This is a genomic window from Acidiferrobacteraceae bacterium, from assembly GCA_037388825.1.
In the GTDB taxonomy this organism is placed as follows: Bacteria; Pseudomonadota; Gammaproteobacteria; order Acidiferrobacterales; family JAJDNE01; genus JARRJV01.
This window is the reverse complement of sequence record JARRJV010000023.1, coordinates 1-23,932: the sequence shown is the minus strand read 5'-3', so window position 1 is coordinate 23,932 and position 23,932 is coordinate 1. Positions and strand designations below refer to the sequence as shown.

25 protein-coding genes are annotated in these 23,932 nt (G+C 63.5%); 13 read left to right on the top strand and 12 right to left on the bottom strand.

The features are described 5' to 3' along the window. The first annotated feature begins 165 nt into the window (after positions 1-165). From P8X48_05905 to P8X48_05890, 4 genes are all read left to right on the top strand, one after another. Positions 166-807, top strand: a complete 642-nt coding sequence (locus P8X48_05905; protein ID MEJ2106851.1) for an NAD(P)-binding domain-containing protein — start codon at positions 166-168, stop codon at positions 805-807. A gap of 45 nt (positions 808-852) precedes the next feature. Continuing rightward, on the top strand, positions 853-1,533 hold the full coding sequence (locus P8X48_05900) for a glutathione S-transferase family protein (protein MEJ2106850.1): 681 nt from the start codon (positions 853-855) through the stop codon (positions 1,531-1,533). Between the two features lie 131 nt (positions 1,534-1,664). Beyond that, positions 1,665-2,300 (top strand): SCO family protein, encoded by a 636-nt coding sequence (locus P8X48_05895; protein ID MEJ2106849.1) that lies wholly within the window; start codon positions 1,665-1,667, stop codon positions 2,298-2,300. 76 nt (positions 2,301-2,376) lie between these two features. Beyond that, positions 2,377-3,315, top strand: coding sequence for a cation diffusion facilitator family transporter (locus P8X48_05890; protein ID MEJ2106848.1), 939 nt, complete (start codon positions 2,377-2,379; stop codon positions 3,313-3,315). A gap of 7 nt (positions 3,316-3,322) precedes the next feature. Here the strand turns inward: P8X48_05890 and P8X48_05885 are convergent, their stop codons facing one another. After that, entirely contained in the window at positions 3,323-3,454 is a 132-nt protein-coding gene (locus P8X48_05885) for a hypothetical protein (GenBank protein MEJ2106847.1), read from the bottom strand. Then, the gene (locus tag P8X48_05880; protein ID MEJ2106846.1) at positions 3,451-4,188 is read right to left on the bottom strand and encodes an AEC family transporter; all 738 of its coding nucleotides are present in this window, start codon (positions 4,186-4,188) and stop codon (positions 3,451-3,453) included. Before P8X48_05880 ends, P8X48_05885 begins: the two co-directional genes overlap by 4 nt. 97 nt (positions 4,189-4,285) lie before the next feature. On the opposite strand from P8X48_05880, the gene uvrD reads away from it, so the two are divergent. The 7 genes from uvrD to P8X48_05845 all read left to right on the top strand — a co-directional run bounded on the left by uvrD (position 4,286) and on the right by P8X48_05845 (position 10,622). After that, the gene (uvrD, locus tag P8X48_05875) at positions 4,286-6,445 is read left to right on the top strand and encodes a DNA helicase II (GenBank protein ID MEJ2106845.1); all 2,160 of its coding nucleotides are present in this window, start codon (positions 4,286-4,288) and stop codon (positions 6,443-6,445) included. Between the two features lie 96 nt (positions 6,446-6,541). Continuing rightward, positions 6,542-7,246 carry a GGDEF domain-containing protein gene (locus P8X48_05870; GenBank protein ID MEJ2106844.1) on the top strand — a complete coding sequence of 235 codons (705 nt, stop codon included), beginning with the start codon at positions 6,542-6,544 and terminating at the stop codon, positions 7,244-7,246. A gap of 48 nt (positions 7,247-7,294) precedes the next feature. Beyond that, entirely contained in the window at positions 7,295-7,828 is a 534-nt protein-coding gene (locus tag P8X48_05865; protein ID MEJ2106843.1) for a TRAP transporter small permease subunit, read from the top strand. Then, positions 7,828-9,156 carry a TRAP transporter large permease subunit gene (locus P8X48_05860; GenBank protein MEJ2106842.1) on the top strand — a complete coding sequence of 443 codons (1,329 nt, stop codon included), beginning with the start codon at positions 7,828-7,830 and terminating at the stop codon, positions 9,154-9,156. The genes P8X48_05865 and P8X48_05860 overlap by 1 nt, the downstream gene beginning before the upstream one ends. Positions 9,157-9,166: 10 nt before the next feature. Further along, positions 9,167-9,484, top strand: a complete 318-nt coding sequence (locus tag P8X48_05855; protein ID MEJ2106841.1) for a DUF6122 family protein — start codon at positions 9,167-9,169, stop codon at positions 9,482-9,484. Positions 9,485-9,517: 33 nt separating this feature from the next. Further along, entirely contained in the window at positions 9,518-10,015 is a 498-nt protein-coding gene (locus P8X48_05850) for a GFA family protein (protein MEJ2106840.1), read from the top strand. Further along, positions 10,008-10,622, top strand: a complete 615-nt coding sequence (locus P8X48_05845) for a DUF924 domain-containing protein (GenBank protein ID MEJ2106839.1) — start codon at positions 10,008-10,010, stop codon at positions 10,620-10,622. The genes P8X48_05850 and P8X48_05845 overlap by 8 nt, the downstream gene beginning before the upstream one ends. 7 nt (positions 10,623-10,629) lie before the next feature. On the opposite strand, the gene dctP (P8X48_05840) is transcribed toward P8X48_05845, so the two are convergent. From dctP (P8X48_05840) to P8X48_05815, 6 genes are all read right to left on the bottom strand, one after another. After that, the gene (gene dctP, locus P8X48_05840) at positions 10,630-11,700 is read right to left on the bottom strand and encodes a TRAP transporter substrate-binding protein DctP (protein ID MEJ2106838.1); all 1,071 of its coding nucleotides are present in this window, start codon (positions 11,698-11,700) and stop codon (positions 10,630-10,632) included. A 21-nt stretch (positions 11,701-11,721) separates the two neighbouring features. Then, complete coding sequence (gene dctP / locus P8X48_05835; GenBank protein ID MEJ2106837.1) at positions 11,722-12,825, bottom strand: TRAP transporter substrate-binding protein DctP; 1,104 nt, start codon at positions 12,823-12,825, stop codon at positions 11,722-11,724. Between the two features lie 87 nt (positions 12,826-12,912). Then, positions 12,913-13,848: an acetoin utilization protein AcuC gene (locus tag P8X48_05830; protein MEJ2106836.1), complete on the bottom strand. Its 936-nt coding sequence runs from the start codon at positions 13,846-13,848 to the stop codon at positions 12,913-12,915. Between the two features lie 15 nt (positions 13,849-13,863). Further along, entirely contained in the window at positions 13,864-14,628 is a 765-nt protein-coding gene (locus tag P8X48_05825) for a hypothetical protein (protein MEJ2106835.1), read from the bottom strand. Between the two features lie 10 nt (positions 14,629-14,638). Then, positions 14,639-15,616 (bottom strand): homoserine kinase, encoded by a 978-nt coding sequence (locus tag P8X48_05820; protein MEJ2106834.1) that lies wholly within the window; start codon positions 15,614-15,616, stop codon positions 14,639-14,641. A 46-nt stretch (positions 15,617-15,662) separates the two neighbouring features. After that, positions 15,663-16,331 carry an LOG family protein gene (locus tag P8X48_05815; protein ID MEJ2106833.1) on the bottom strand — a complete coding sequence of 223 codons (669 nt, stop codon included), beginning with the start codon at positions 16,329-16,331 and terminating at the stop codon, positions 15,663-15,665. Between the two features lie 42 nt (positions 16,332-16,373). Between P8X48_05815 and polA the strand changes: the two genes are divergently transcribed. Beyond that, a complete protein-coding gene (gene polA, locus P8X48_05810) occupies positions 16,374-19,076 on the top strand; it encodes a DNA polymerase I (protein MEJ2106832.1) in 2,703 nt (900 codons plus the stop codon). Positions 19,077-19,239: 163 nt separating this feature from the next. Here the strand turns inward: polA and yihA are convergent, their stop codons facing one another. After that, positions 19,240-19,917: a ribosome biogenesis GTP-binding protein YihA/YsxC gene (gene yihA / locus P8X48_05805; GenBank protein MEJ2106831.1), complete on the bottom strand. Its 678-nt coding sequence runs from the start codon at positions 19,915-19,917 to the stop codon at positions 19,240-19,242. Positions 19,918-20,102: 185 nt separating this feature from the next. Between yihA and P8X48_05800 the strand changes: the two genes are divergently transcribed. After that, a complete protein-coding gene (locus P8X48_05800; protein MEJ2106830.1) occupies positions 20,103-21,134 on the top strand; it encodes a c-type cytochrome in 1,032 nt (343 codons plus the stop codon). 69 nt (positions 21,135-21,203) lie between these two features. On the opposite strand, the gene hemL is transcribed toward P8X48_05800, so the two are convergent. From hemL to P8X48_05785, 3 genes are all read right to left on the bottom strand, one after another. After that, positions 21,204-22,490, bottom strand: a complete 1,287-nt coding sequence (gene hemL / locus P8X48_05795; protein ID MEJ2106829.1) for a glutamate-1-semialdehyde 2,1-aminomutase — start codon at positions 22,488-22,490, stop codon at positions 21,204-21,206. After that, positions 22,480-23,202 carry a thiamine phosphate synthase gene (thiE, locus tag P8X48_05790; GenBank protein MEJ2106828.1) on the bottom strand — a complete coding sequence of 241 codons (723 nt, stop codon included), beginning with the start codon at positions 23,200-23,202 and terminating at the stop codon, positions 22,480-22,482. The genes hemL and thiE overlap by 11 nt, the downstream gene beginning before the upstream one ends. After that, on the bottom strand, positions 23,181-23,932 hold a 752-nt coding region (locus tag P8X48_05785; protein MEJ2106827.1), incomplete at its 5' end, for a hydroxymethylpyrimidine/phosphomethylpyrimidine kinase. The genes P8X48_05785 and thiE, both read right to left, overlap by 22 nt.

Here is a 23,932-nt window from a genome sequence, read left to right as displayed (position 1 = left end):
TGATCCATTTCCCCCATTCTAGTTCAGCCAATATCCGGCGTGAAAGCACTGTTACGTATCTTTACAACGCCAGACCAGATCTTACGTTGACGTCGAAACCGGCGGAAAACCGGTGTAGTTTTAGGCCCCTGCGGGTGAACCCCCGGGCAGCAGGAGGACACGGACATGAAGATCGGCGTTCTGGGTACCGGCATGGTGGGGTCAACCATCGCCACGCGTCTGGCCGAGCTGGGCCATGAAGTCATGATGGGCGCGCGGGATGGCGGAAATGAAACCGCGCGCAGCTGGGCGGAATCGACCGGCGCCTCACATGGGACCTTTGCTGACGCGGCACGGTTCGGTGGTCTGTTGTTCAACTGTACCAGGGGCACGGCGGCGATCGAGGCCCTGCACCTGGCGGGAGCGGACAATATGGAAGGAAAGATCCTGGTGGATGTTTCCAACCCACTGGATTTCTCCAGCGGAATGCCGCCAACCCTGAGCGTGTGCAATACCGATTCCCTGGGCGAGCAGATCCAGCGCGCGTTCCCGGGCACGAAAGTGGTCAAGGCGCTCAATACCACGAACTGCAAGGTGCAGGTACAGCCGGACCGGGTTCCGGGCGAGCATGACCTGTTTGTCTGCGGCAACGATGACGGCGCGAAGACTGAGGTGACACGACTCTTGCGGGACGAGTTCGGCTGGAAGCACGTGATCGATCTCGGCGATATCAGCGGCGCACGCGGCATGGAAATGATCTTGCCGATCTGGGTGCGCCTGATGGGCGTTCTCGGTACCGCCGACTTCAACTTCCATATCGCGAACTGAAGTCATGCAACTGTCACGCACTGTCGCGATTGGGAGGGATGCAGAATGAGCGACTACACGCTGGTGATCGGGAACAAGAAATATTCATCGTGGTCGCTGCGTCCGTGGATCTGGATGAGGCACGCCCGTATCCCGTTCCGGGAGAAGCGCATTGCCCTGTTTACCGATACCTACCGCGAAGAACTTCGGCCTTACCGTTCCCACCATCGCGTGCCTGTGCTGGTCGACGGGGACGTGCAGGTGTGGGAAACCCTGGCGATACTGGAGTACCTGGCGGAGCATTCCGCGCACGCGCACGCGCACGCCTGGCCGGAGCATCCGGCGGCGCGCGCCGTGGCGCGATCGGCAAGTATGGAAATGCACGCGGGATTCAAGACCATGCGCCGCGCCTTCCCAATGAATTGCAGCAAGCGGTTTCCCGGCTTTGTCTATGGTGACGAGGTGCAGGACGATATCGATCGCGTGGTCGAATTGTGGGAACTCTGCCGCGGTATGTCCTACGACCAGGGCAATTGGCTGTTCGGCCGCTTCTGTATCGTGGACGCGATGTACGTTCCGGTGGCGCTTCGTTTTCACGGATACGATGTCGCGCTTTCGGATGTTGCACAGGCCTATGTCGATACGGTGCTGAGCGACGGACATGTGCGTGACTGGATCCGTACCGGGCAGGCGGAGAAAGAAGTGATCGAAGGGAATGAGATCCAGGCGCCATCGTCTCCATTTTGAGGCGCCCGCATGATTTTCTGTCGCATTCCCGTGACCGATGCGCCAAGGAAACGTGAAGAACAGCGCCCGGATACAAGACGCGCCGGCTTCGCATTTGCGCAAAAAACCGGTTGACTATAATTCGACATAACGTGACTCGACGCAAAACCCTGGTGATCGGAGTTGTACTGCTGGCGGCGTTCGCGCTAGGCGTGTGGTACGGTCTGGCGGGCAAGCGCGGGAACGGCATTCACTACCTGACTCTGGACCCCGTGCTCACTGTGGTCCCGAATCCGACGACCCTGAAGCCCTTCACGCTTCACCAACCGGACAAGCAACCATTTACCCTTGCGACACTGAGGGGGCGATGGACGATGCTGTTCTTCGGATACACCAGTTGCCCCGACGTCTGTCCGGGAACCCTGGCGGTGCTGCACCAGGTGTACGAGCTTGCGGGCAAACAGAAAGCCGGGGCGGTCTGGCAGACGGTCTTCGTTTCCGTGGATCCGGCGCGCGATACCGATGCGAAACTGGGTCAGTACGTGCATGCCTTCGACGGAAAATTTCTTGCGGCCACGGGCTCGCGTGAGCAGATCGACAAGCTGGTGAAGCAGGTAGGGGCCCACTATTCGATCAGCGGCGAAGGCAAGGACGAGACCGTGAGCCACTCGGCCGCGGTCTATCTGGTCAATCCCCATGCACAGCTGCAGGCCCTTTTGACTCCTCCGCTGGTCGCCCGCTCCATCGTCAGCCGACTGGGCCTGGTGCAGCAGATGCTGCCAAGGTAGATCTCCGCGCGTGCAGGGTGGAATGACGGCCCCGGCCCTGTTGTATCATAGGCATTCGCCAATCAACTGATTTGTTATGGCACACGACCATTCCCACGCAGGTCATGCCCATCACCACGGTGCCGGTGCGCCGCAGCGGGTCCTGTGGATTGCCCTCGTCCTGACCCTCGGCTTCGCCGCCATCGAGGCGATTGCCGGCAAGCTGTCCGGCTCCCTCGCCCTTCTGGGTGATGCCGGACACATGGTGTCCGATGCCGTGGCCCTTGGCCTTGCCGCCGTCGCCGCATGGATTGCGAGGCGTCCGCCCAGCCGTGTCCATTCCTACGGCCTGGGCCGTACCGAGGTCCTCGCGGCCCTGGCCAATGGCGTGATCATGTTGTTGGTAGTCGCGGGAATCGTTATCGAGGCGATCGAGCGCTTCCGCACCCCGCAACCGGTTCAGGGCGTGACCGTGGCGGCAGTTGCCTTCGCCGGACTGGTTCTCAACATCGCTGTGGCACTGGTGCTCTCCAGGGGCGACAGGAACCTCAACACCCGCGCCGCGCTGCTGCACGTCATGGGAGACCTGCTTGGTTCCATTGCCGCCCTGGTGGCCGGCGGCGTGATCGCCCTGACCGGGTGGACCCCCATCGATCCGATCCTGTCGATCTTTATCTGTGTCCTGATTGTCGTTTCCAGCGTTCGCCTGGTGCGCGAGGCCCTGCACGTGATCATGGAAGGAGTGCCACCGCATCTGGACCTGGCCGAAGTCGGCCGGGCCATGGCCGAGGCCGATCCGTTGGTGCGCTCGGTACATGACCTGCACATCTGGACCCTTTCCGGAGGAACGATCGCGCTCTCGGCGCACCTGGTGGTGAGCGATCTGGGTGCCTGGGACCGCCTGCTGCAGGCGCAGCAGCACATGCTGCGCGATCGCTTCGGCATCGACCACGTCACACTGCAGCCCGAGAGCGGGGTCCACGTCGTGCGCCTGGTGCAGGAACCTTCAGCGAAGCACGGAAGCGGCGGGAACTAGGGACGGGTCAAAGGCCGAGCGTACTTGGCGCATTCAGCAGGGCGAACCACAGCGGCAGACTGATCAGGCTGGCCAGGGTGGAAAGGGTGACTGCGGCAGAATAGGTGGCGGTGTCCAGGCCGTAGCGTTCGCAAATCACCAGAGCGCGGTCGCTCCCAGGGCCACCGTGGGTACGGCCACCAGGCGCAACAGCAGGACCGGCGCTACCGCACTCAGGCGTTTCCAGGTACCCCGTTCCCAGGACAAGGCCAGGCCGATCGCGATCAGCATCAGGGGCACCACCGCCCGCGACATCAACTGAAGCACATGGTCCACCAGGGCCGGCATGGGCACCTGGGCCAGATTCAGCAGCAGGGCCAGGGCGGCGGCCCACAGGGGCGGCACGCGCAACAGCCCGCGCACGGGCGACGTCCCGCTCCCGCCCTGGCCAAAGCGCTGGGCCAGCGCGATCCCCAGGGTGAACAGCAGCGGCGTACAGGCGAACAGGTCGAACTGGATCGCGACCCCCCGCGCCCAGGCGCCCAGCGACTGTTCCAGCACCGGCAGGCCTAGATAGGTGGCGTTGGGAAATCCCGCGGCCAGAATCATGGCGCCCGTGGTCCCCCGAGTTTGCCCGCACAGCCGACAGGACAGGGCTGCGCCTGCCATCCCCAGGACCACGGATCCGGCCGCCACGGCGGCGATCAGTATCGTGCTGCGGCCCAGGGCCGCCGGCCAAAGGACGTCCAGCACCAGTGCCGGCAGCAGGGCGTACCACACCAGGGTCGTCAGGGCGCGACGCAGGGTGTCGGCATCCAGCCCCCCGGGACGCAGGGAGCGCCACACGGCGCCGGTGGCGATCAGGGCCACCATGGGTAACAGGATATGAAGCATGACTGGCTGATCCGGAATTCGTCCCCATATTTAAGCACAATGCCCGGTTCCGCCGGGTCCCATCCCGGCCCCTGATTCAACTTGGTATCATTCAGAAATGGATGTTTCCCCCATACTCGACGACCTGAACGAGGCCCAGCGTGAAGCGGTTGGCGCCCCACCCGGACCGGTCCTGGTCCTGGCCGGTGCCGGCAGCGGCAAGACCCGCGTCCTGACCCGCCGCGTGGCTTGGCTGGTGGCAGTGGAAAACCTGTCTCCCCAGTCCATTCTCGCGGTTACGTTCACCAACAAGGCAGCCCAGGAAATGCGCGGGCGCATCGAGTCCCTGCTGGGCTATCCGGTCGGCGGCATGTGGGCGGGCACCTTCCATGGCCTGTCCCATCGGTTGTTGCGTGCCCACTGGCAGGATGCCGGTCTGCCCCAGACCTTCCAGATTCTCGACAGCGAAGACCAGTACCGCGTGATCCGGCGCGTGCTCAAGGCCCTGGGTCTGGATGAGGCCTACTGGCCGCCGCGGCGTGCCCAGTGGTTCATCAACGGCCACAAGGAAGAAGGGCGCCGGCCGACCGACCTGGGTCAGCGGGACGACCCGCAGGAACGGCAGCTGCTGGCCATCTACCAGCACTATGAAGAGGCCTGCCAGCGTTCCGGCCTGGTGGACTTCGCCGAGCTGCTTTTGCGCGCCTACGAATTGTTGCGCGATAACGCCACCCTGCGCGAGCACTACCAGAGCCGCTTCCGGCACGTGCTGGTGGACGAGTTTCAGGACACGAACACCATTCAATACGCCTGGCTGAAACTGCTGGCCGGTGGGCATCGCAACCTGTTCGTGGTTGGTGACGACGACCAGTCCATCTATGGCTGGCGCGGCGCGCGGGTGGAGAACATCCTGCGTTTCGAGCAGGATTTTCCGGGAACCCGGGTCATTCGCCTCGAGCAGAACTATCGCTCCACCGAAACCATCCTGCAGGCGGCGAACGCCGTCATCAGTTTCAACGAAGGCCGCCTGGGCAAAGAGCTGTGGACCGAGGATCGCGAGGGCGAGCCCATCGCCCTGTACACCGCCTACAACGAGATCGACGAGGCGCGCTTCGTCGTGGAACAAATCGAGCAGTGGGTCGACGAAGGCAACCCGCGGCGCGAGGTGGCCATCCTCTATCGTTCCAATGCCCAGTCGCGCATCTTCGAGGAGATGCTGCTGCGCGCCGACATCCCCTATCGCGTCTACGGCGGCTTGCGCTTCTTCGAACGCCAGGAGATCAAGGACGCGCTTGCCTATCTGCGCCTGATCGCCAATCGCGACGACGATGCCTCATTCGAGCGCATCGCCAACGTGCCCACCCGTGGACTGGGCAACAAGACCCTGGACGCGGTGCGCGAGCGCGCCCGCGCTGACCGCATCACGCTGTGGCGGGCGGCACAGCTGCTGATTCAGGAGAACGCCCTGCCTTCGCGCGCCGGCAATGCCCTGGCGGGTTTTCTCACCCTGATCGAACAACTCGATCGCGAGACCGCATCGCTCACCCTGGGCGAGCAGGTGGACCACATGCTGCAGCACAGTGGTCTGTTGGACCACTACCGCAAGGAGAAGGGAGAGAAGGCCGAGTCGCGCATCGAGAACCTGGACGAACTGGTGTCGGCGGCCCGTGGTTTCGAGGACGAGGACGAACATGAACTCGGACCCCTGGCGAATTTCCTCGCCCACGCGGCACTGGAGGCGGGCGAGGGTCAGGCCGAGGCGTGGGAGGACTGCGTGCAGCTGATGAGCCTGCACTCCGCCAAGGGCCTGGAGTTCCCGCTGGTGTTTCTGACCGGCCTGGAGGAAGGCCTGTTTCCCCACCAGCGCTCGCTGGAGGAAAGCGGTCGCCTGGAGGAGGAACGGCGCCTGTGCTACGTGGGCATGACCCGGGCCATGCGGCGTCTGGTGGTGAGCCACGCCGAGGTGCGGCGCCTGCACGGCAGCGAGCGCTATGCCATGCCCTCGCGCTTCCTGGGCGAGATGCCCCAGGAACTGGTGCAGGCGGTTCGGGCCACCGGATCCGGTCCGGCCATGCACGCGGGTCTACACGAGTCCGCGCCGGACCCGGTGGACGGCTCCCCCTACACCCTGGGCCAGCGGGTGCGTCACGCCAAGTTCGGGGAAGGGGTCGTGGTGCACTACGAGGGCCATGGGCAGCATGCCCGGGTACAGATCAATTTCGCCGACTGCGGCAGCAAATGGCTGGTGGTGGCCTACGCCGGCCTGCAGACCGTCTAGAATTCCTTATCTCCGGCAGGGCGCGTTTTCCGACTATATTATTGGTATGCTTCGCAGTCCGTCGCGGGGCCGCAACCGGAATACAGGAACGACATAATGAACGCCAAAGCCAATCTACGAATTGCCGTCGCCAGTTTCCTCGTCAGCGCCGTGGTCCTCGCTGCCGTAGCGCTCACCGGCCTGGCGACGCTCAGCGTCCTCGCCGTACTTGTGGCGGCGGTCGTCATCGCCGGCCTGACTACCATGGTGCTCTCGTTGGTGGGAACGGAAGGTGCGCAGGCCCCCGCACCGGTTGCACCCGCAGCGCCGGATTTCAGCACCACCGATCCCCTGACCCGAACCATCAACCGCCGCGGCGTGAACATCGCCATCATGGAGGCCATGGCCCTGGGCGAGCGCTACGGCAACCCCCTGTCGGTGACCAAGATTGATCTCGACGGGCTGAAACAGGTGAACGATCAGTTCGGCAAGGAGGTGGGTGACCGCGTGCTTGCCGGCGTGGCGGCCGTGATTACCGATGCCCTGCGCATGCCGGACAAGGTTGGACGCTACGATGATGATGAGTTCATTGTGGTGATGCCCCAGACCCGGCGCGACGATGCCGAGCGCATCGCCGGTCGCCTCTGCAGTCTGATCGCCGAACAGGAATTCGATGTCGACGGTTCCAACACCCGTATCACCGCCAGCGTGGGCGTTACCCAGTACCACCAGGACGAGGACATCGAGGCCTTGCTCACCCGCGTGCAACAGGGGGTCGACGCGTCCCGCGACGCCGGTCGCAATCGCGCAACCGCCGTGTAGGCTTGCAGGCGCAGGAACTGCGCCCATCCCTGTGCGGCAGAAGAAGAAATGACACACATACCGCAACAACTCACGGACCTGGCCGAACGCATCGAGCGCCTGAACGAATGGATCGGACGGCTGATGGCGTGGATGGTCGTGTTGATGGCCGCTATCGTCGTATATGACGTCAGCATGCGCTCCATCTTCCACATCGGATCTGTCGCCCTGCAGGAACTGGAATGGCATTTGTTTGCCCTGGTGTTCCTGCTGGGTGCCGCCTACACCTATCGCCACGACGGCCACGTGCGCGTCGAGATCTTCTACCAGCACTTCTCACTGCGGCGCCGGGCCTGGGTGAATCTGGCCGGCAACCTCCTGTTCCTGTTGCCCCTGTGCGTGCTCGTAATCGCCAGTTCCTGGCCCTTTGTTCACAATTCGTTCCTGTTTCATGAGTCCTCGCCCGATCCGGGCGGGCTGCCCTTCCGCTTTCTCATCAAGTCGGCCATTCCATTCGGGTTCTTTCTGCTCTTGTTGCAGGGGCTGGCCGACAGCGTGCGCCAATTGAACATCCTGTTTGGTCCCCCGGAAACGCGGGACTGATGGAATTTCTGCCGCTGTTGATGTTCGCCGTGCTGGTGGTCCTGCTCATGCTGGGCTTTCCGGTGGCGTTCACCCTCGGCGCGGTTGCCCTGCTCTTTGGTCTGCCGGCCCTGGGTACGGGATTCTTTGACCTGTTGCCCCTGCGCATCTGGGGCATCATGACCAACTTCACCCTGCTGGCCGTACCCCTGTTCGTATTCATGGGGGTGATTCTGGAGAAATCGGGACTGGCGGAAGACCTGCTGGAAACCATGGCGCTGCTATTCGGGCGCGTCCGTGGCGGCCTGACCATTTCCATTGTTGTCGTTGGTGCGCTTCTGGCGGCCACCACCGGTGTGGTCGGCGCGACCGTGGTGACCATGAGCGTGATTGCCCTGCCGTCCATGCTCAAGCACGGCTATCGCGCGGACCTGGCCTCGGGCACGATTGCTGCCTCCGGAACCCTGGGCCAGCTGATCCCGCCCAGCATCGTGCTGGTTCTTCTGGGGGACGTGGTGGGCGTGCCCGTGGGGAGGCTTTTTGCCGGCGCGGTAGTGCCGGGCATGCTGCTGGTGGTCGGCTTCATCGTGCTGATAGCCGTATACGCGGCAATGCGCCCCGAGGCTGCGCCCATTCCCGATGTGAACCGCATGCGCGGCGACAGTGAGCGGCATCTGGCCCTGCGCGTGCTCATCAGCCTGTTGCCGCCCCTGGTCCTGATCATCGCCGTGCTCGGCACCATCTTTTTCGGGTTCGCCTCGCCCACGGAGTCGGCGGCCTTCGGTGCTCTCGGCGGAGTGCTGCTCGCCCTGGGGCATCGACGCATGAATCTGACGGTCCTGCGGGAGGCGGCACTGTCCACCACCCGTCTGACCAGCATGGTGTTCATCATCCTGGTGGGCGCGACCGCCTTCGGGCTGGTGTTCCGTGGTCTGCACGGGGACGTGGTCGTGGAAGACATCATGACCTCCCTGCCCGGTGGCGAGTGGGGCTTCCTGGTCGTCAGCATGCTGATCATCTTCGTGCTCGGATTCTTTCTCGACTTCCTCGAGATCTGTTTCATCGTGGTTCCGATCTTTCATCCCATTGCGTCCAAGCTGGGTATCGACCTGTTGTGGTACGCGATCCTGATCGCGGTCAATCTCCAGACTTCCTTCCTGACACCGCCATTCGGCTTTTCCCTGTTCTACCTCAAGGCCGCGGCACCAAAGGAAGTGCGCATCCACCAGATCTACCGCGGCGTGGTCCCCTTCATCGGTGTGCAGGTGGCGGTGCTGGCATTGGTGGTGCTGTTCCCGAAGATTGTCCTGTGGTTGCCGGACCTGATGGACAAGCTGAGCGGCTACTGAGTCCGAAGCGGTGCTTCGCCCAATCGTCCATATCCTGTTGCACTTCCTCGCACCCGCTGCGGTGGCCCGTGCGGTTTGGCCAAGGCAGTGGCGCCGCGCCTTTCTGGTCATGGCCGCCACGATTCTGGTCGACCTGGATCACCTGTTCGCGCACCCGATCTACGACCCGAATCGTTGCAGCATCGGGTTTCATCCCCTGCACACGGATATCGCCATCGCGGGCTATTTCCTGATGACCCTGTTTCCCGTGACGCGACTGATCGGTGTCGGTCTGTTGTTGCACATGGGTCTGGACGCCGGTGATTGCATCGCCATGGGTGTCTGGTAATCTGGCGCGACGCCAGGGCGGAGGGACGAAACGATGCAGATCGAGGGATCCTGTCACTGCGGCCGCGTGCGCTATCGCGCCCACACACGCACGCCGTATCCGTACATGCGCTGCTATTGCAGCATCTGCCGCAAGACCGCGGGCGGTGGCGGCTATGCCATCAACATCATGGCCGAGGCCGACTCGCTGCAGGTAGAGGGTATGGAACACGTCTCGGTGTACCACGCCCTGATCGAGGACGAATCGAACCCGGGGGAGCGTCGCCAGAGTCCGGGTAGACGGCACTTCTGCAAGCACTGCGGCAGCGCGCTGTGGGTCTACGATCCGCGATGGGAACAATGGATCTATCCCTTCGCCTCCTCGGTCGATACTCCCTTGCCGGTGCCGCCGGAGCACACCTACATGATGCTGGACTTCCGCGCGCCCTGGTGCGAGCTGCACCCGCAGGCGAACGACGAACAGTTCCCGCGCTACCCGAAGGAAGCCATCATCGACTGGCACGAGCGCCTCGGTCTCGTGGACGATGACTGAGCCCGATCCGCGGGCGGTGCTGGACTACTGGTTCGGTGATGCGCTGGTGGCGCGTCCGGAAGAACTCGGCGCGCATTTCAAACGATGGTTCAGGTCCGGCAATGCCCTGGACGGCGAAATCCGCGAACGCTTCGGGTCCTGGGTCGAACGGGCCGCCACCGGCGGGCTTGATGACTGGCGCGCCCAACCCGGGCCCATGCTGGCCCTGATCCTTTTGCTGGATCAGTTTCCGCGCAACATCTGGCGGGGCGATGCGCGCGCCTTCGCCCACGATGCCCTGGCCTTGCGCCATTCCGATGAGCTGCTTGCCAGCGGCCGGGATCGGGAACTCCATTTTCTCCAGCGCGGATTTTCCTACATGCCCCACCAGCACATCGAGGACCTGGCGGCGCAGGACGCCGGGGTTGCCGCTTACCAACGACTGGTCGCCGATACCGACGAGGCCTACCGGCCGACGGCCGAGGGTTTTCTCAATTCCGCGCGGGAACACCGGGAGATCATCCGCCGTTTCGGCCGCTTCCCCCATCGCAACGCGGCCCTGGGCCGGGCCAGTACCGAAGAAGAGGCGGGCTACCTGCGGGAAGGCGGCAAGCGATTCGGACAGTAGGGTAGCGTCAGAGCTCGCGCGCGCGGGCGTACGCCGCTTCCGATACGGCCCGCCAGGCGTCATTCACCTTGCGGAACTTCTCGTACTCGCGATGGACGCGGGCGAAGGTCTTGTCGGCCGCTGCCTCGTCATGCAGCACCTGCCGGGTATAGCCGTGCAGGGCATGGATCACCTCATCGGGGAAGGCGAGAATCTTGACCTTGTAGTGGGATTGCAGCTCGCGCAGCGCCGCCAGATTCCTGGCCTCGAACTCGCACAACATCCACAGGTTCGCCGATGCCGCCGCCGTTTCCACCATGCGCTGCAGGTCGTTCGGCAGGGACTGCCAGGCACGGCGGTTGATGGACAGTTCCAGCACCGGACCCGCCTCGTGCCAGCCGGGATAGTAGTAGTATTTGGCCGCGCGCTGCAGACCCAGGCGCATGTCGTGGAACGGCCCGGCCCACTCGGTGGCGTCCAGGGTACCCCGTTCCAGAGCGGTATAGATTTCGCCGCCGGCCATGAGCACCGGATCGGCCCCGGCCCGGGCCATGACCTTGCCGCCCAGCCCGGGGATGCGCATCTTCAGGCCCTTGAGATCGGCGATGTGATTGATCTCCTTGCGGAACCAGCCACCCATTTGCACACCGGTATTGCCCATGGCGATGGGGTGCACATCAAATGGTTTGTACACCTCGCGCCATAGTTCCAGGCCGCCACCCTGATACATCCAGGCATTCATACCCTGGGCATTCATGCCGAAGGGAACGGTGGTGAAGAACTGCGCTGCCGGCACCTTGCCCGCCCAGTAGTACGACGCACTGTGGCCCATCTGCACCGTGCCCTGGGACACGGCGTCGAACACCTGCAAGGGAGGGACAAGGGCGCCGCCGGGATAGACCTCGATATGCAGGCGCCCTCCGCTCATGGTGTCGAGTTCGCGCGCGAATCGTTCGGCGCCATCCTGGAAGATGGGAAAATTGGGCGGCCATGAGGTCACCATCTTCCACTGAAAACGCTTTTCCGCGTGCACGGCGGGTGCGCCCAGGGCGGTGGCCCCGCCCAGGGCGGCGCCCTGGAGGAATTGCCGGCGCTTCATGTTGGTCCCCGCGCTTCCGGCCTACAGCTTCAGTGCGCGCGCGTAGGCCGCTTCCGAGATCTCGTTCCACGCCGAATTGTTGGCGGCGAACTTCTCGTAGGCGGTATAGACCCTGTTGAACTTCGGGTCCTTGGCCGCGTTCTCCTTCAACACCTCGCGCGAGTATTTGTGCAGGGTACGGATCACGTCGTCCGGGAACGGATAGGTCTTCACGTGGTATTTGTTCTGCAGTTCCTGCAGGGCCGACAGGTTCTTGGCCTCGAACTCCGACAGCATCCAGATGTTCGCCGCCGCCGCCGCGGTCGTAATCATGAGCTGCAGATCCTTGGGTAGACCGTCCCACGCCTTCTTGTTGATGGTCAGCTCCAGGGCGGTGCCGGGCTCGTGCCAGCCGGGGTAGTAGTAGTACTTGGCGGCGCGGTACAGACCCAGGCGCAGATCGTGGTACGGCCCCACCCACTCGGTGGCATCGATGGCACCGCGTTCGAGGGCGGTATAGATCTCGCCACCGGCCAGCAGCACCGGGTCCACGCCGGCCTTGGCCATGACCTTGCCGCCCAGCCCGGGGATGCGCATCTTCAGGCCCTTGAGATCGGCGATGCTGTTGATCTTCTTGCGGAACCAGCCACCCATCTGCACGCCGCTGTTGCCGAAGGGCAATGGCACCACGCCGTAGGGCTCGTAGATTTCCTGCCACAGTTCGATACCGCCGCCGCTGTAGAACCAGGCGTTCATGCCCTGGGCGTTCATGCCAAAGGGCACGGCGCTGAAGAATTGCGCCGCCGGAATCTTGCCCGCCCAGTAATAGGCGGCCCCGTGGGCCATCTCCACCGTACCCTGGGACACGGCATCGAAGCTCTGCAGCGGCGGCACCAGTTCGCCGCCGGCGTAGACCTTGATGTTCAGCCGGCCGCCGCTGAGGGTAGCGAGATCACGGGCGAATCGTTCCACGCCCTCCTGGAACACTGGAAAGTTCGGCGGCCAGGTGGTGACCATTTTCCAGTTGTAGGTCTTGCCGCTGACGGCTGGACCGCCGGTTGCCGCCTGTTCCTTCTTGCTGCAGGCGGCCAGCGCCGTGCCCACCCCGCCCGCGGCCAGGGCCTTCATGAATCTGCGTCGCTCCATTGCTCCTCCTGTGGCGTTTCTTCTTGTGTCAGACGAATCTGTTCCCGGGACGCATCAGTCTACTGAAACTGCCGTCCGGGCACATCCTCAGTCCACCCATGCCTCGACGACCTCGTTCCAGGCCAGGGCCAGATTGCGGCGATTGTAGCCACCACCGCCCAGGCCCAGGAGGCGCCCTGCGCACAGCTCATCGGCCAGCACGCGCAAACGCTCCGCCGCCATGCGATGGCTGGCGGGACTCAGGGCCATGTGGGTGATGGGGTCGCCCAGGATGCTGTCGGCACCCGCCTGCAGCAGGATGAACTCCGGCCGCGCGCCCCGCAGCAGTTCCTCGACCCGGGGCCATTCCCGGCGGAATGTCTCGTCATCCGCATTCGGGGGCAGGGGGATGTTCAGCTTGGTGCCTGCGGCCTCGCCGCTGCCGGTTTCGTCGGCGCGGCCGGTCCCGGGGTAGAGATAGCGGCCGTCCTCGTGCAGATCGGCGATGAACACCCCGGGGTCGTCTTCAAAGGAGTAATACACCCCGTCCCCGTGGTGGGCATCGATGTCGACGTAGGCGATCCGTTCGATCCCGTGAATGGCGCGCAGCTGTTCGATGATCACGCCAATGTCGTTGAACACGCAGAAGCCGCCGGCGCGGTTGCGGCGCGCGTGGTGCAGGCCGGCGATGGGAATGAACGCCCGTTGGCCACCGGCCAGGATGTGTTCAGCGGCCGCGAGGCCGGTACCCACGACCGTGCACGTTGCCTCGTACACCCCGGGAAAGGCGGGGGTATCGCCGTAGTCCAGCAGACCGGCCCCGGTCTTCGACTGGTGTTGCACGCGTTCGACATAGTCCGGCGTGTGAAAACGAAGCAGGGCGTCCTCGCCGCAGGACTGCGGATGCGCGATGTCCACCTTTTGATCCAGGCCCCGTGAGCGGGTTTCATTCCAGAAGGCGTCCAGGCGGTCGGGGCCAAAGGGATGGGCGGCGCCAAAGTTGTAGCGCCCCAGTTCCTCGCCGTAGTACAGGGTGAACGCCATGGCGGCCCCCTCGGTCTAGTGAAAGGTCAGTTTGTAGCTGCAGAAATTGCTGTTGATGAAAAGCGGGACCGTAATGAACCCGGCGACGGGCAGCAGGATGTGACCGGCGATCGGGGAGATCTTCAGCGCCAGGCCAGCGACGAACAGCGGTGTCATGAGGGAGGCGATGAACGGAATCAGCGCGATCGCGTTCCTGGTCAGGGCGCGCAGGCCGAGGCCCAGCGCATCCGGCAAGGGGACGTCTTCCACGAAGAACAGCGGCAGGCTGAACATCAGGAACACGACGAAGGGAATCGCCACGATCCAGGCCAGCACATAGCCGCCCAGGTAGTGCAAGGCATTGATCGCTCCGACATCAAGCAGGGACACGGGGGCGATCACGGCGGGTCCGGCCGAAACCTGGTACACAATCTGGATCACCATGCCCAGGGCGAGTACCACCAGCCCGACCAGGGCAATTACGAAGGCATCATTGCCCGTGCTGAAGACACCGAAGCAGGCGCGAAGCGGGGCCAGCAGCCGGTCGTTCACGGTCTGCCGGCGGCGTTCCTCCACCGCCACGGAGTTTGTGCGTGGCTGCATCAGGCCGCTGACCAGAACGGCGGGGGCCAGAAACAGGATGACCACGACCCCCAGCACCGGAACACTCGCGAACAGGTAGGTCAGGGCCAGGACGATCAGGGAGGCGACGCTCCACAACACCGGGCTGCGGCGCCAGAACCGCAGGCCACAGGACAGCCACTGAACTGCCTGCCTGGTTTTGAATTTTCTGATTTCCATCGTCGTTTCCTCAGGCCGTACCAAGTTGCGCATCGTCGCCGGGCCAGAGCTCCGGCGCGTCGCCGCCCGGGGCGGCGCGGTGCAGCAGGATGCGTTTGAACACGCCCGGATCCTTTATATGGGTCATCTCCCCTTCCCGTGGAAAGTGCATGTCCTGCAGCCGCGAGAGCCAGAAGCGCAGGGCCGCGGCCCGCAACATAGCCTGCCAGTTGGTGCGTTCGACTTTGTCCAGCGGACGAATGGAATTATAGGCAAGCAGCATCGCCTGCGCGCGCCGGGGATCGAGCTTTCCGTCTTCATCCGAACACCAGTCGTTGACGGTGACCGCCAGGTCGTACAACAGAACATCGCGGCAGGCATAGTAGAAATCGATCAGGCCGCTGAGGCCGTGATCCTGAAACAGGACATTGTCGCGAAACAGATCGGCATGAATGATGCCCCGCGGCAGATCCGCTGCACGTCGTTCCGCCTGGTAGGCGAGCTCCGTCTGCAGCAGCGCACGGTCTGGGGGCTCGAGCTTCGGGAGCACCGCCTCGGCAGTCTCGCGCCACCAGTGGGGGCCCCGGTCATTGGCGCGGTCATGAGGAAAGTCGCGCCCGGCCAGGTGCAGCCGCGCCAGCACCGTGCCGACGGCGGCGCATTGTTCCCGATCCGGGTTCTCCACCGAGGCACCGGGCAGCCGGTCCACCAGTGCCGCCGGCTTGTCCCGCAACTCACCCAGGTAGCGATGGGCACGATTGCGCGAAGGGTGGGCGCAGGGGATATCGTGCTCCGCCAGCCAGGCGGTGAGTTCAAGAAAGAAACCCAGTTCTTCGCGCGTGTGCTGTTCGAAAATGGTCAGCACATATTCACCGCGGTCGGTGGTGACAAAATAGTTCGTGTTTTCGATGCCGGACTCGATACCCTCGAAACTTACGAGCCCCCCGGCGTCATAGTCGGCGAGAAACGATCGCAGTTCGTCCTCGCTGATGCTTGTGTACACGGACATGGTCTTGTTCGAAGTTTTCGTCGTTGCCCCTCTGGCCGCGACGAAGCTACAGATTCAGTTTGATTTCCTGTTCCTTTTCCGAGGTCTCGAAACCGCTCTTCTCGTAGAAGGAAAAAATGGTGTCCAGGGCCTCGTCGGCGGTATCCACGATCGTGAACAGGTCCATGTCTTCCGGGCTGATTACACCTTCGGTGATCAGGGTGTCACGGAACCAGTCCACGAGACCCGTCCAGAAGGGCCGGTGCACGAGAATGATCGGCATGCGCACGCTCTTGCCCGTCTGGATCAGGGTCAGGGCCTCGATCACCTCATCCAGGGTGCCGAAGCCGCCGGGCATGACCACGTATGCCTTGGCGTATTTCACGAACATCACCTTGCGTGCGAAGAAGTGCTGGAAGCTGAGACTGATGTCCTGTCCGCCCTGGGCGCCCTTGTTCGCGGCCTCCATGATGCCCGGACCGCCGCCACTGATGACGGCAAAACCGGCTACGGACAAACGGCGTGCGATCTCTTCCGCCAGCAGGTAGTGTTCGTGTTCGGGGCGCGTGCGGGCGGAGCCGAAAATGCTGACCGAAGGCTGAATCAGGGACAGGTGCTCGAAACCGTCGACGAATTCCGCCATGATCTGGAAAATTTTCCACGATTCACGGGACATGACGCCCGAAGGCAGGGAGGTGGGGACCTTCTTGTCGTGACTGGAACTGTCACCATTCATGATTGCACCGGGTCGGCATAGAAAAGGGTTGGTACCAGAAAAATGAATTCCGAAAGCAAACCGGAAACCAGGCCCCTGGTCCTGGTTGACGGTTCATCCTATCTGTATCGGGCGTTTCACGCCATGCCCGCCCTCAGTACCTCGACCGGCGAGAAAACCGGGGCGATCTACGGCATGACCAATATGCTGCGCAAACTGCTGACGGATTACGATCCCCAGTATATCGCGGTGATTTTCGACGCCAAAGGCAAGAGCTTTCGCAACGACATCTATCCCGAATACAAGGCCAATCGGCCCCCCATGCCCGAGGACCTGCGTCCCCAGGTGCCCCTGGTGCACGAGATCGTGCGCGCCATGGGGATCCCGGTGCTGTCAGTGGAGGGTGTGGAGGCGGATGACGTCATCGGCACCCTGGCGAACCAGGCCGCCGCCGAGGGGCGGGAAACCGTGATCTCTTCCGGCGACAAAGACCTGGCGCAACTGGTGAATGAACACGTGCGCATGGTCGATACCATGAAGGACGCAGTCTATGACCACGACGGCGTGGTGCAGAAATTCGGCGTGCCGCCGGAACGCATGATCGATTACCTCACGCTCGTGGGTGACGTCTCCGACAACGTCCCCGGGGTTCCGGGCGTGGGACCGAAGACCGCCGTGAAGTGGCTGGAGCAATACGGTTCTTTTGACGGAGTCGTGCAACATGCCGACGAAATCAAAGGTAAGGTCGGCGAAAGCCTGCGCACCGCGCTCAAGCAGCTGAAGGTGAGCCGGGAGCTGGTGACCATCCGCCGGGACGTGGAACTGGCGGTGGCGCCTGAAGATCTCGCCCGTGACGGCCACGACGATGAAGCACTGCGCGAACTGTTTGCGCGGCTTGAGTTCCGCACCTGGCTGGCCGAACTCGGCGGGGCCAATGCCGCGTCAGTGGAGAAGGCACAGGAGGATTACGAAACCGTTCTGGACATGGATCGCTTCGAAGTCTGGATGAAACGCCTGGCCGTCGCCGATGTGTTCGCCTTTGACACCGAAACCACCAGCATCGATGCCCAGCAGGCGGAACTGGTAGGCGTGTCGTTCAGTGACCGCGCCGGCAGCGGCGCCTACGTGCCCCTGGCTCATGACTATCCCGATACGCCGGTGCAGCTGGACCGGGACACGGTATTGGCGCAACTCAGGCCGCTGCTGGAAGATCCTGAACGTATCAAGGTCGGGCAGAACGTTAAGTACGACATGAGTGTGCTGGCGCGCTATGAATTCCAGATGCGTGGGTTTGCCTACGACACCATGCTTGAATCCTACGTGCTCGATTCCACCGCCTCCCGTCACGACATGGACAGCCTGGCGTTGAAGTATCTCGGCCACAAGACCATCAAGTACGAAGAGGTGGCGGGCAAGGGCAAGGGCCAGCTTGTGTTCAGCGAGGTGCCGCTGGAACAGGCCGGACCCTATGCCGCCGAGGATGCCGACATCACCCTGCGGTTGCACGAAACCCTGTGGCCGCGACTGCAGGAAGTCCCATCCCTGGAAAAGGTCTTTCGTGAGATCGAGATGCCTTTGGTGCCCGTGCTTTCGCGCATGGAGCGCAACGGCGTTGGCATCGATGTGGTCATGCTGCAGAAGCAAAGCCGGGAACTGGCGAAACGGATGGTCGAGGTGGAACAGGAGGCGCAGGACCTGGCCGGGCAGCCATTCAACATGGCCTCGCCGAAACAGATTCAGGAAATCCTGTACGACAAGCTCGGCCTTCCGGTCCTGAAGAAGACGCCCAAGGGCGCACCGTCCACGGCCGAGGAGGTATTGCAGGAACTGGCCCTGGACTACCCCTTGCCGCAGCGCATCCTGGAGTGGCGCGGCCTGGCAAAACTCAAGTCCACCTACACGGACAAGTTGCCGGAGATGGTGAATGCCCGAACGGGTCGCGTGCACACCTCCTATCATCAGGCGGTGGCCGCCACCGGCCGCCTGTCGTCCTCGGATCCAAACCTGCAGAACATCCCCGTGCGCTCGGCCGAGGGGCGACGCATCCGCCAGGCCTTCGTGCCGGATGAGGGCAATATCATTCTGTCGGCGGACTATTCGCAGATCGAGCTGCGCATCATGGCCCACCTGTCGGGCGACGAGGGCTTGTGCCAGGCATTTCGGGAGGGCGCCGATGTGCACCGCTCCACTGCTGCCGAGGTGTTCGCCACGCCGCCGGACGAGGTCAGTGACGAGCAGCGGCGGGCGGCCAAGGCCATCAACTTCGGTCTGATCTACGGCATGTCCGCCTTCGGTCTCTCGCGGCAGTTGAAGATCGAGCGGGCCGCAGCCCAGGAATACATTGACCTGTACTTCGCCCGCTATCCGGGTGTGCGTGAGTACATGGACCGGACCAGGACGTCGGCGAAGGAAAAGGGCTATGTGGAAACCCTGTTCGGGCGTCGGTTGCACGTCCCCGATATCGGTGCCAGCAACATGAACCGGAGGCAGTACGCCGAACGCACCGCGATCAATGCCCCCATGCAGGGTACGGCCGCGGACCTGATCAAGCTGGCCATGATCGCCGTGCACCACTGGATCGAATGCGAAGCTCCGGAGGTGCGCATGATCATGCAGGTGCACGACGAACTGGTGTTCGAGTTGCCGCGCGAACACTTGGCGCAGGCGGAGGAGCGGGTGCGCACCCACATGGTGGGAGTCGCCAACCTGGCGGTGCCGCTGGTGGTGGACATCGGCCATGGCGCTAATTGGGACGAGGCCCACTAGGCGCAAGAACGCGTAAAGTTCGGGTTAGGTTTCGGGGATTGTAAAAACATGTAAACCGCGGGGCTGTCGTGAACTTTTTCCGTCCCACCTGTCTATACATGCGTGGACGGTCGCCCGACCGTCCCACCCGCTCCTCCTCCCTGAGCGGGTACTCCTGGATACCCTAATATCTAGGATTTTTTGCGGCCCCGGTTATCCTCCCTTTATCCGGGGTCTTTTTTTGTCCGCTGGAAATGTCGTACTCCAGCCAGGCGGCGATCCGTTCCCTGGCCGCTTCCACGCCCTCGCGTTTTGGCGCCGAGAAGGCCTGGGCGGTGGCCCCGGGCCAGCGTTCGGCGAGCTCGCGTTCCACCTTCAGACGGGCGGCGGCGACCTGGCCCCGGCTCAGCTTGTCCGCCTTGGTCAGCAGGATGTGCACGGGCATGTCCGCCGCGGCGCACCAGTCGAGCATCAATTGATCTCCCTCGGTCAGGGCGTGGCGGATGTCGGAAACCAGCACCAGGCCCCGCAGGCTGCCCCGGGTTTCCAGGTAGCGGTGCATGGTCTTTTCCCATTGCCGGCGCACGGACTGGGTGATCTTGGCGTAGCCATAGCCCGGCAGGTCCACCAGCCGGCGCTCGGGATCCGCCGTGTGCAGGTCGAAAAAGTTGATGTGCTGCGTGCGGCCCGGGGTCCGGCTGGTGCGCGCCAGGGCCTTGCGTTCGGTCAGGGCATTGAGGGCACTGGATTTCCCGGCATTGGAGCGCCCGGCAAAGGCCACCTCTAGTCCCTCGTCCGGCGGCAACGCGGACAGGGACGGCGCGCCGCGGGTGAACTCGGCTGACCGGAACAAAACTGACAGGTTTTTCACCAAAATTGACCTCGTTACGGGCTCTTGATATATAAGGCGGCCCTAAACTACCTTTACTACCGTTCCGGAACCCAGGGCTGCGGGGTCGGCCCGAGTGTACCATTGTCCGCCTGCACGCCAGGCCGGAATCCGGCGCAGAAACAGAACGCAAGCGGAAACTTGGAGAGGAAAAGCGCATGAAAAGAATCATGATTGTCCTGGCTGGCCTGGGCCTGTTGGCCATGAGCCCGGCAACGCCGGCCGCCGGAACGGCCCAGGCGGGCAAGGCCCTGGCGGGTCGTTGTGCCGGCTGCCACGGCGCCGACGGTAACAGTGCCGCGCCCACGTTCCCCAAGCTGGCGGGCCAGCACGCCGACTACATCGCCAAACAGCTGGCCGATTTCCAAAGCGGCGCGCGCAAGGATCCGGTGATGTCGTCCCAGGCGACCGGGCTGAGCAAGAGTGACCAGGAAAACCTGGGTGCCTATTTCGCCAGCCAGACGATGACCCGGATTGGAACCACCAACATGAAGCTGGCCAAACAGGGTGAGCTGCTATACCGCGGGGGAAACTCCCGCACCAAGGTCCCTGCCTGCATGGGTTGCCATGGACCGTCGGGAATGGGCGTGCCACCGAATTTCCCCCGGGTTTCGGGCCAGTATGCGGCTTACCTGGAAAAGCAGCTGATCGCGTTCAAGAATGGGACCCGGACCAACGACAACAAGACCATGCAGGACATCGCCTTTTCCATGTCCCTGGATGAGATCAAGGCCGTATCCGCCTATATGGAAGGTCTCACGAATTCCGACTGCCGGTCTGCGGCCAGCCGGAATCCCCCGTCTTCTCGCCTCGCCTGTCTTCTCCTACGTAAGTTACTGATTTTCTGTGCCTATTGCCCGTTGCCCGGTTTGGCACGGGCCTTGCTTTGTATATCCGTGACGGAGCAGGGCAGTGCGCTCCAAGGGCAACAACGGGTCAACGAGGACAAGACGATGCTGAGCCATATCGTAAACCTGGTGAATGACTACGAGTTCAATCACGGCGCCAAGCCGAATCTGGTCTACATGAATGAAACTCACTATGGCTACCTGCGTGAGGAGCTTCCCGGGGTACAGGACCACTACGACCTGGTGTCCATTCTCGGCATCGACATCGCCCTGAGCGAGGAAATCATCCAGCCCTCCGTCGCAACGGTTCGATTTGGCGAGGAGAACATCCTCGTCAGCTGAAAAACGCTAAGAAAAAGCGTAGGGGTGCAATAACTTTGGCCGGGCTTCGCCCGGCCTTTTTGTTTTTTCTCAGGCGAGCGTCGAAAGCACGGTGCGGGCCGTGGTCAGGGTCTGGTCGATCTCGTCCGTGCCGTGGGCGGCGGAGACGAAGCCGGCCTCGAAGGCCGACGGGGCCAGGTAGACGCCCCGGTCCAGCATGCCGTGGAAGAAGCCGCGGAAGTGCTCGATATTGCAGGCCATCACCTGGGAGAAACGCTCCACGCGCTCCGCCTCGGTGAAGAAGATCCCGAACATGCCGCCAACCGATTGGGTGAGCAGCGGCACCCCGGCCTCGCGGCCGATATCGGCCAGCCCCCCGGCCAGTGCCGCGGTCCGTTCCGTCAGTGCTGCGTGGAAGCCGTCGATGGACAACTCATTCAGTGTCGCCAGGCCGGCGGCCATGGCCAGCGGATTTCCGGAAAGGGTCCCTGCCTGGTACACCGGGCCGGTGGGTGCGATTTGTTCCATGATGTCGTGCCGGCCGCCAAAGGCTCCCACCGGCAGACCCCCGCCGATCACCTTCCCCAGGGTGGTGAGGTCGGGTGCAATCCCGTAGTGCTCCTGGGCACCGCCGCGGGCGACGCGGAAACCGGTCATCACCTCGTCGAAGATCAGCACGGCGCCGCTGCGGTCGCAGGCGCTGCGCAGGCCTTCGAGAAATCCGGGGGCCGGGGGCACGCAGTTCATATTGCCCGCCACCGGTTCCACAATCACGCACGCGATCTGCCCGCCCATTTCCCCCAGGACCGACTCCACCTGCTCGGCATTGTTGTATTCCAGAGTAATGGTGTTCTCGGCCACCGCCGTCGGTACCCCGGGTGAAGTCGGGACCCCAAGAGTCAGCGCGCCGGAGCCCGCTTTTACCAGCAGGGAATCCGAGTGGCCGTGGTAGCAACCCTCGAACTTGATGATCTTGTCGCGACCGGTGAACCCACGCGCCAGCCGAATCGCACTCATGGTTGCCTCGGTTCCGGAGCTGACCATGCGCACCGATTCCACCGATGGCACCAGTTCACACACCCGTTCGGCCATCTCAATCTCGATGCGGGTGGGCGCGCCAAAGCCGAGACCGTGGTCCGCGGTCCGCTTGACCGCCTCGATGACCGCCGGGTGGGCGTGGCCGAGGATCATGGGCCCCCAGGACCCGACGTAGTCGATGTAGCGCTGGCCGTCCTCGTCCCACAGAAACGGGCCCTTGCCCCGGTTGAAGAAAACGGGGTCACCACCCACTCCCTTGAAGGCGCGTACCGGGGAATTGACGCCCCCGGGGATGTGTTTGCTCGCGCGTTGAAACAGCTCTGAAGATTTATTGCTCATGGGTGTTTCCTGATATCGGGTTTTCGTGCGGACCTGCTTCGTCGGATGACCTTCGTTCGAACAGTCGGGCATAGCGCGCCGCCGCCGCGGTGATGTTGTCGCTGGCAAACACACCGGTGATGACGGCCAGGGCATCGGCGCCGGCGGCGATCAGTTCGGCGCCATTTTCGGGGGTGATGCCGCCAATGGCAACCACGGGCAGGGACAGCAAGCCGTGCGCCTCCTGCAACAGCGCCGTATCCGCGCGCACCGCTTCCGGTTTGGTGCTCGATGGGAAAAAACTGCCGAAGGCGATATAGTCGGCGCCGGCTGCCTGCGCATCCCGCGCGCGCGCGATGTCGTTGTAGCAGGATACGCCGACAAGTGCCTCGCTGCCCAATGACCTCCGGGCCTCGGCAACGGATTCGTCCTCGCGTCCCAGGTGCACGCCATCGGCGCCTACGGCGGCGGCCAGTTCGATGTCGTCATTCACCAGGAACGGCACCCGGTATCGTCGGCAGAGTGTTGCGAGTTTCTGTGCCTGCTGGCGCCGCCTGTCTGCATCCGTTCCCTTGTCCCGATACTGCACCAGGCGTGCCCCGCCGCGGATCGCCTGTTCCACGACTTCGGCAAGCCGGTCACCAGGGATCAGGGAGGTGTCGGCGATGACGTACAGACCCGACACGGCCGCGTACTTTCCCCGGTCCACGATCAGTTGTCGTCCAGGGTCCAACGGCGATTCGGAATGTATTGCCCCATGCCGAGGGCAGCACCGGATCGCAGGCTGTGCCAGGTGAAATCCAGAGCGGCACCGACGGCGGTCACCGGGTCCGCGCCCTGGGCCAGGCCGGCGGCACAGGCCGATGCAAGGGTGCAGCCGGAGCCGTGATAGTCATGGGGCAGGCGCGCCTGGGAGAATGTCTGCAGCAGGCGGTGGTTGCCAAAGAGGCGGTTGTCGATCCGATCGCCGCTTTCATGGCCCCCGGTAATCAGAACGAACTCGCACCCCAGTGACATCAGTTCCTGCGCCTGGGCGTCAGGGGTATCGGCCTCCGGTGCCAGTCGCGCGGCCTCCAGGGTGTTCGGGGTGACCAGGGTTGCGCGTGGCAGCAGCAGCGCGCGGTAGGCATCTTCCAGGTTCCCTTCACTCAGGGCTTCGCCTCCGCCCGTGCGGGTGACAGGATCGACCACCAGCGGAAGTTCCGGATAGTCGCCAAGGATCGTGGCAACCGCAGCAACATTCACCTCGTTGCCCAACATGCCGGTCTTGAGCGCCGCGACTGGCATGTCCTCGAGCACGGCCCGTGCCTGTGCGACAAGTAACTCCGGGTCTACGGAGGTGAACTGCCGGAGACCCCGGGTGTCCTGGGCCGTGACCGCCGTGACTACTGGTGCCGGATGGCATGCAAAGGCGCCGATGGCCTCAATGTCGGCGGCGATACCGGCGCCACCCGTGGGGTCCG

What these genes read in the sequence shown, in the direction of transcription:
- dctP (MEJ2106837.1), bottom strand. Translation starts at nt 12,825, where the DNA reads ATGGAGCGACGCAGATTCATGAAGGCCCTGGCCGCGGGCGGGGTGGGC.
- P8X48_05860 (MEJ2106842.1), top strand. Translation starts at nt 7,828, where the DNA reads ATGGAATTTCTGCCGCTGTTGATGTTCGCCGTGCTGGTGGTCCTGCTC.
- polA (MEJ2106832.1), top strand. Translation starts at nt 16,374, where the DNA reads ATGAATTCCGAAAGCAAACCGGAAACCAGGCCCCTGGTCCTGGTTGAC.
- P8X48_05880 (MEJ2106846.1), bottom strand. Translation starts at nt 4,188, where the DNA reads ATGCTTCATATCCTGTTACCCATGGTGGCCCTGATCGCCACCGGCGCC.
- P8X48_05825 (MEJ2106835.1), bottom strand. Translation starts at nt 14,628, where the DNA reads ATGGAAATCAGAAAATTCAAAACCAGGCAGGCAGTTCAGTGGCTGTCC.
- hemL (MEJ2106829.1), bottom strand. Translation starts at nt 22,490, where the DNA reads ATGAGCAATAAATCTTCAGAGCTGTTTCAACGCGCGAGCAAACACATC.
- P8X48_05850 (MEJ2106840.1), top strand. Translation starts at nt 9,518, where the DNA reads ATGCAGATCGAGGGATCCTGTCACTGCGGCCGCGTGCGCTATCGCGCC.
- P8X48_05865 (MEJ2106843.1), top strand. Translation starts at nt 7,295, where the DNA reads ATGACACACATACCGCAACAACTCACGGACCTGGCCGAACGCATCGAG.
- dctP (MEJ2106838.1), bottom strand. Translation starts at nt 11,700, where the DNA reads ATGAAGCGCCGGCAATTCCTCCAGGGCGCCGCCCTGGGCGGGGCCACC.
- P8X48_05845 (MEJ2106839.1), top strand. Translation starts at nt 10,008, where the DNA reads ATGACTGAGCCCGATCCGCGGGCGGTGCTGGACTACTGGTTCGGTGAT.
- P8X48_05900 (MEJ2106850.1), top strand. Translation starts at nt 853, where the DNA reads ATGAGCGACTACACGCTGGTGATCGGGAACAAGAAATATTCATCGTGG.
- uvrD (MEJ2106845.1), top strand. Translation starts at nt 4,286, where the DNA reads ATGGATGTTTCCCCCATACTCGACGACCTGAACGAGGCCCAGCGTGAA.
- P8X48_05820 (MEJ2106834.1), bottom strand. Translation starts at nt 15,616, where the DNA reads ATGTCCGTGTACACAAGCATCAGCGAGGACGAACTGCGATCGTTTCTC.
- P8X48_05830 (MEJ2106836.1), bottom strand. Translation starts at nt 13,848, where the DNA reads ATGGCGTTCACCCTGTACTACGGCGAGGAACTGGGGCGCTACAACTTT.
- P8X48_05905 (MEJ2106851.1), top strand. Translation starts at nt 166, where the DNA reads ATGAAGATCGGCGTTCTGGGTACCGGCATGGTGGGGTCAACCATCGCC.
- P8X48_05800 (MEJ2106830.1), top strand. Translation starts at nt 20,103, where the DNA reads ATGAAAAGAATCATGATTGTCCTGGCTGGCCTGGGCCTGTTGGCCATG.
- P8X48_05815 (MEJ2106833.1), bottom strand. Translation starts at nt 16,331, where the DNA reads ATGAATGGTGACAGTTCCAGTCACGACAAGAAGGTCCCCACCTCCCTG.
- P8X48_05870 (MEJ2106844.1), top strand. Translation starts at nt 6,542, where the DNA reads ATGAACGCCAAAGCCAATCTACGAATTGCCGTCGCCAGTTTCCTCGTC.
- P8X48_05890 (MEJ2106848.1), top strand. Translation starts at nt 2,377, where the DNA reads ATGGCACACGACCATTCCCACGCAGGTCATGCCCATCACCACGGTGCC.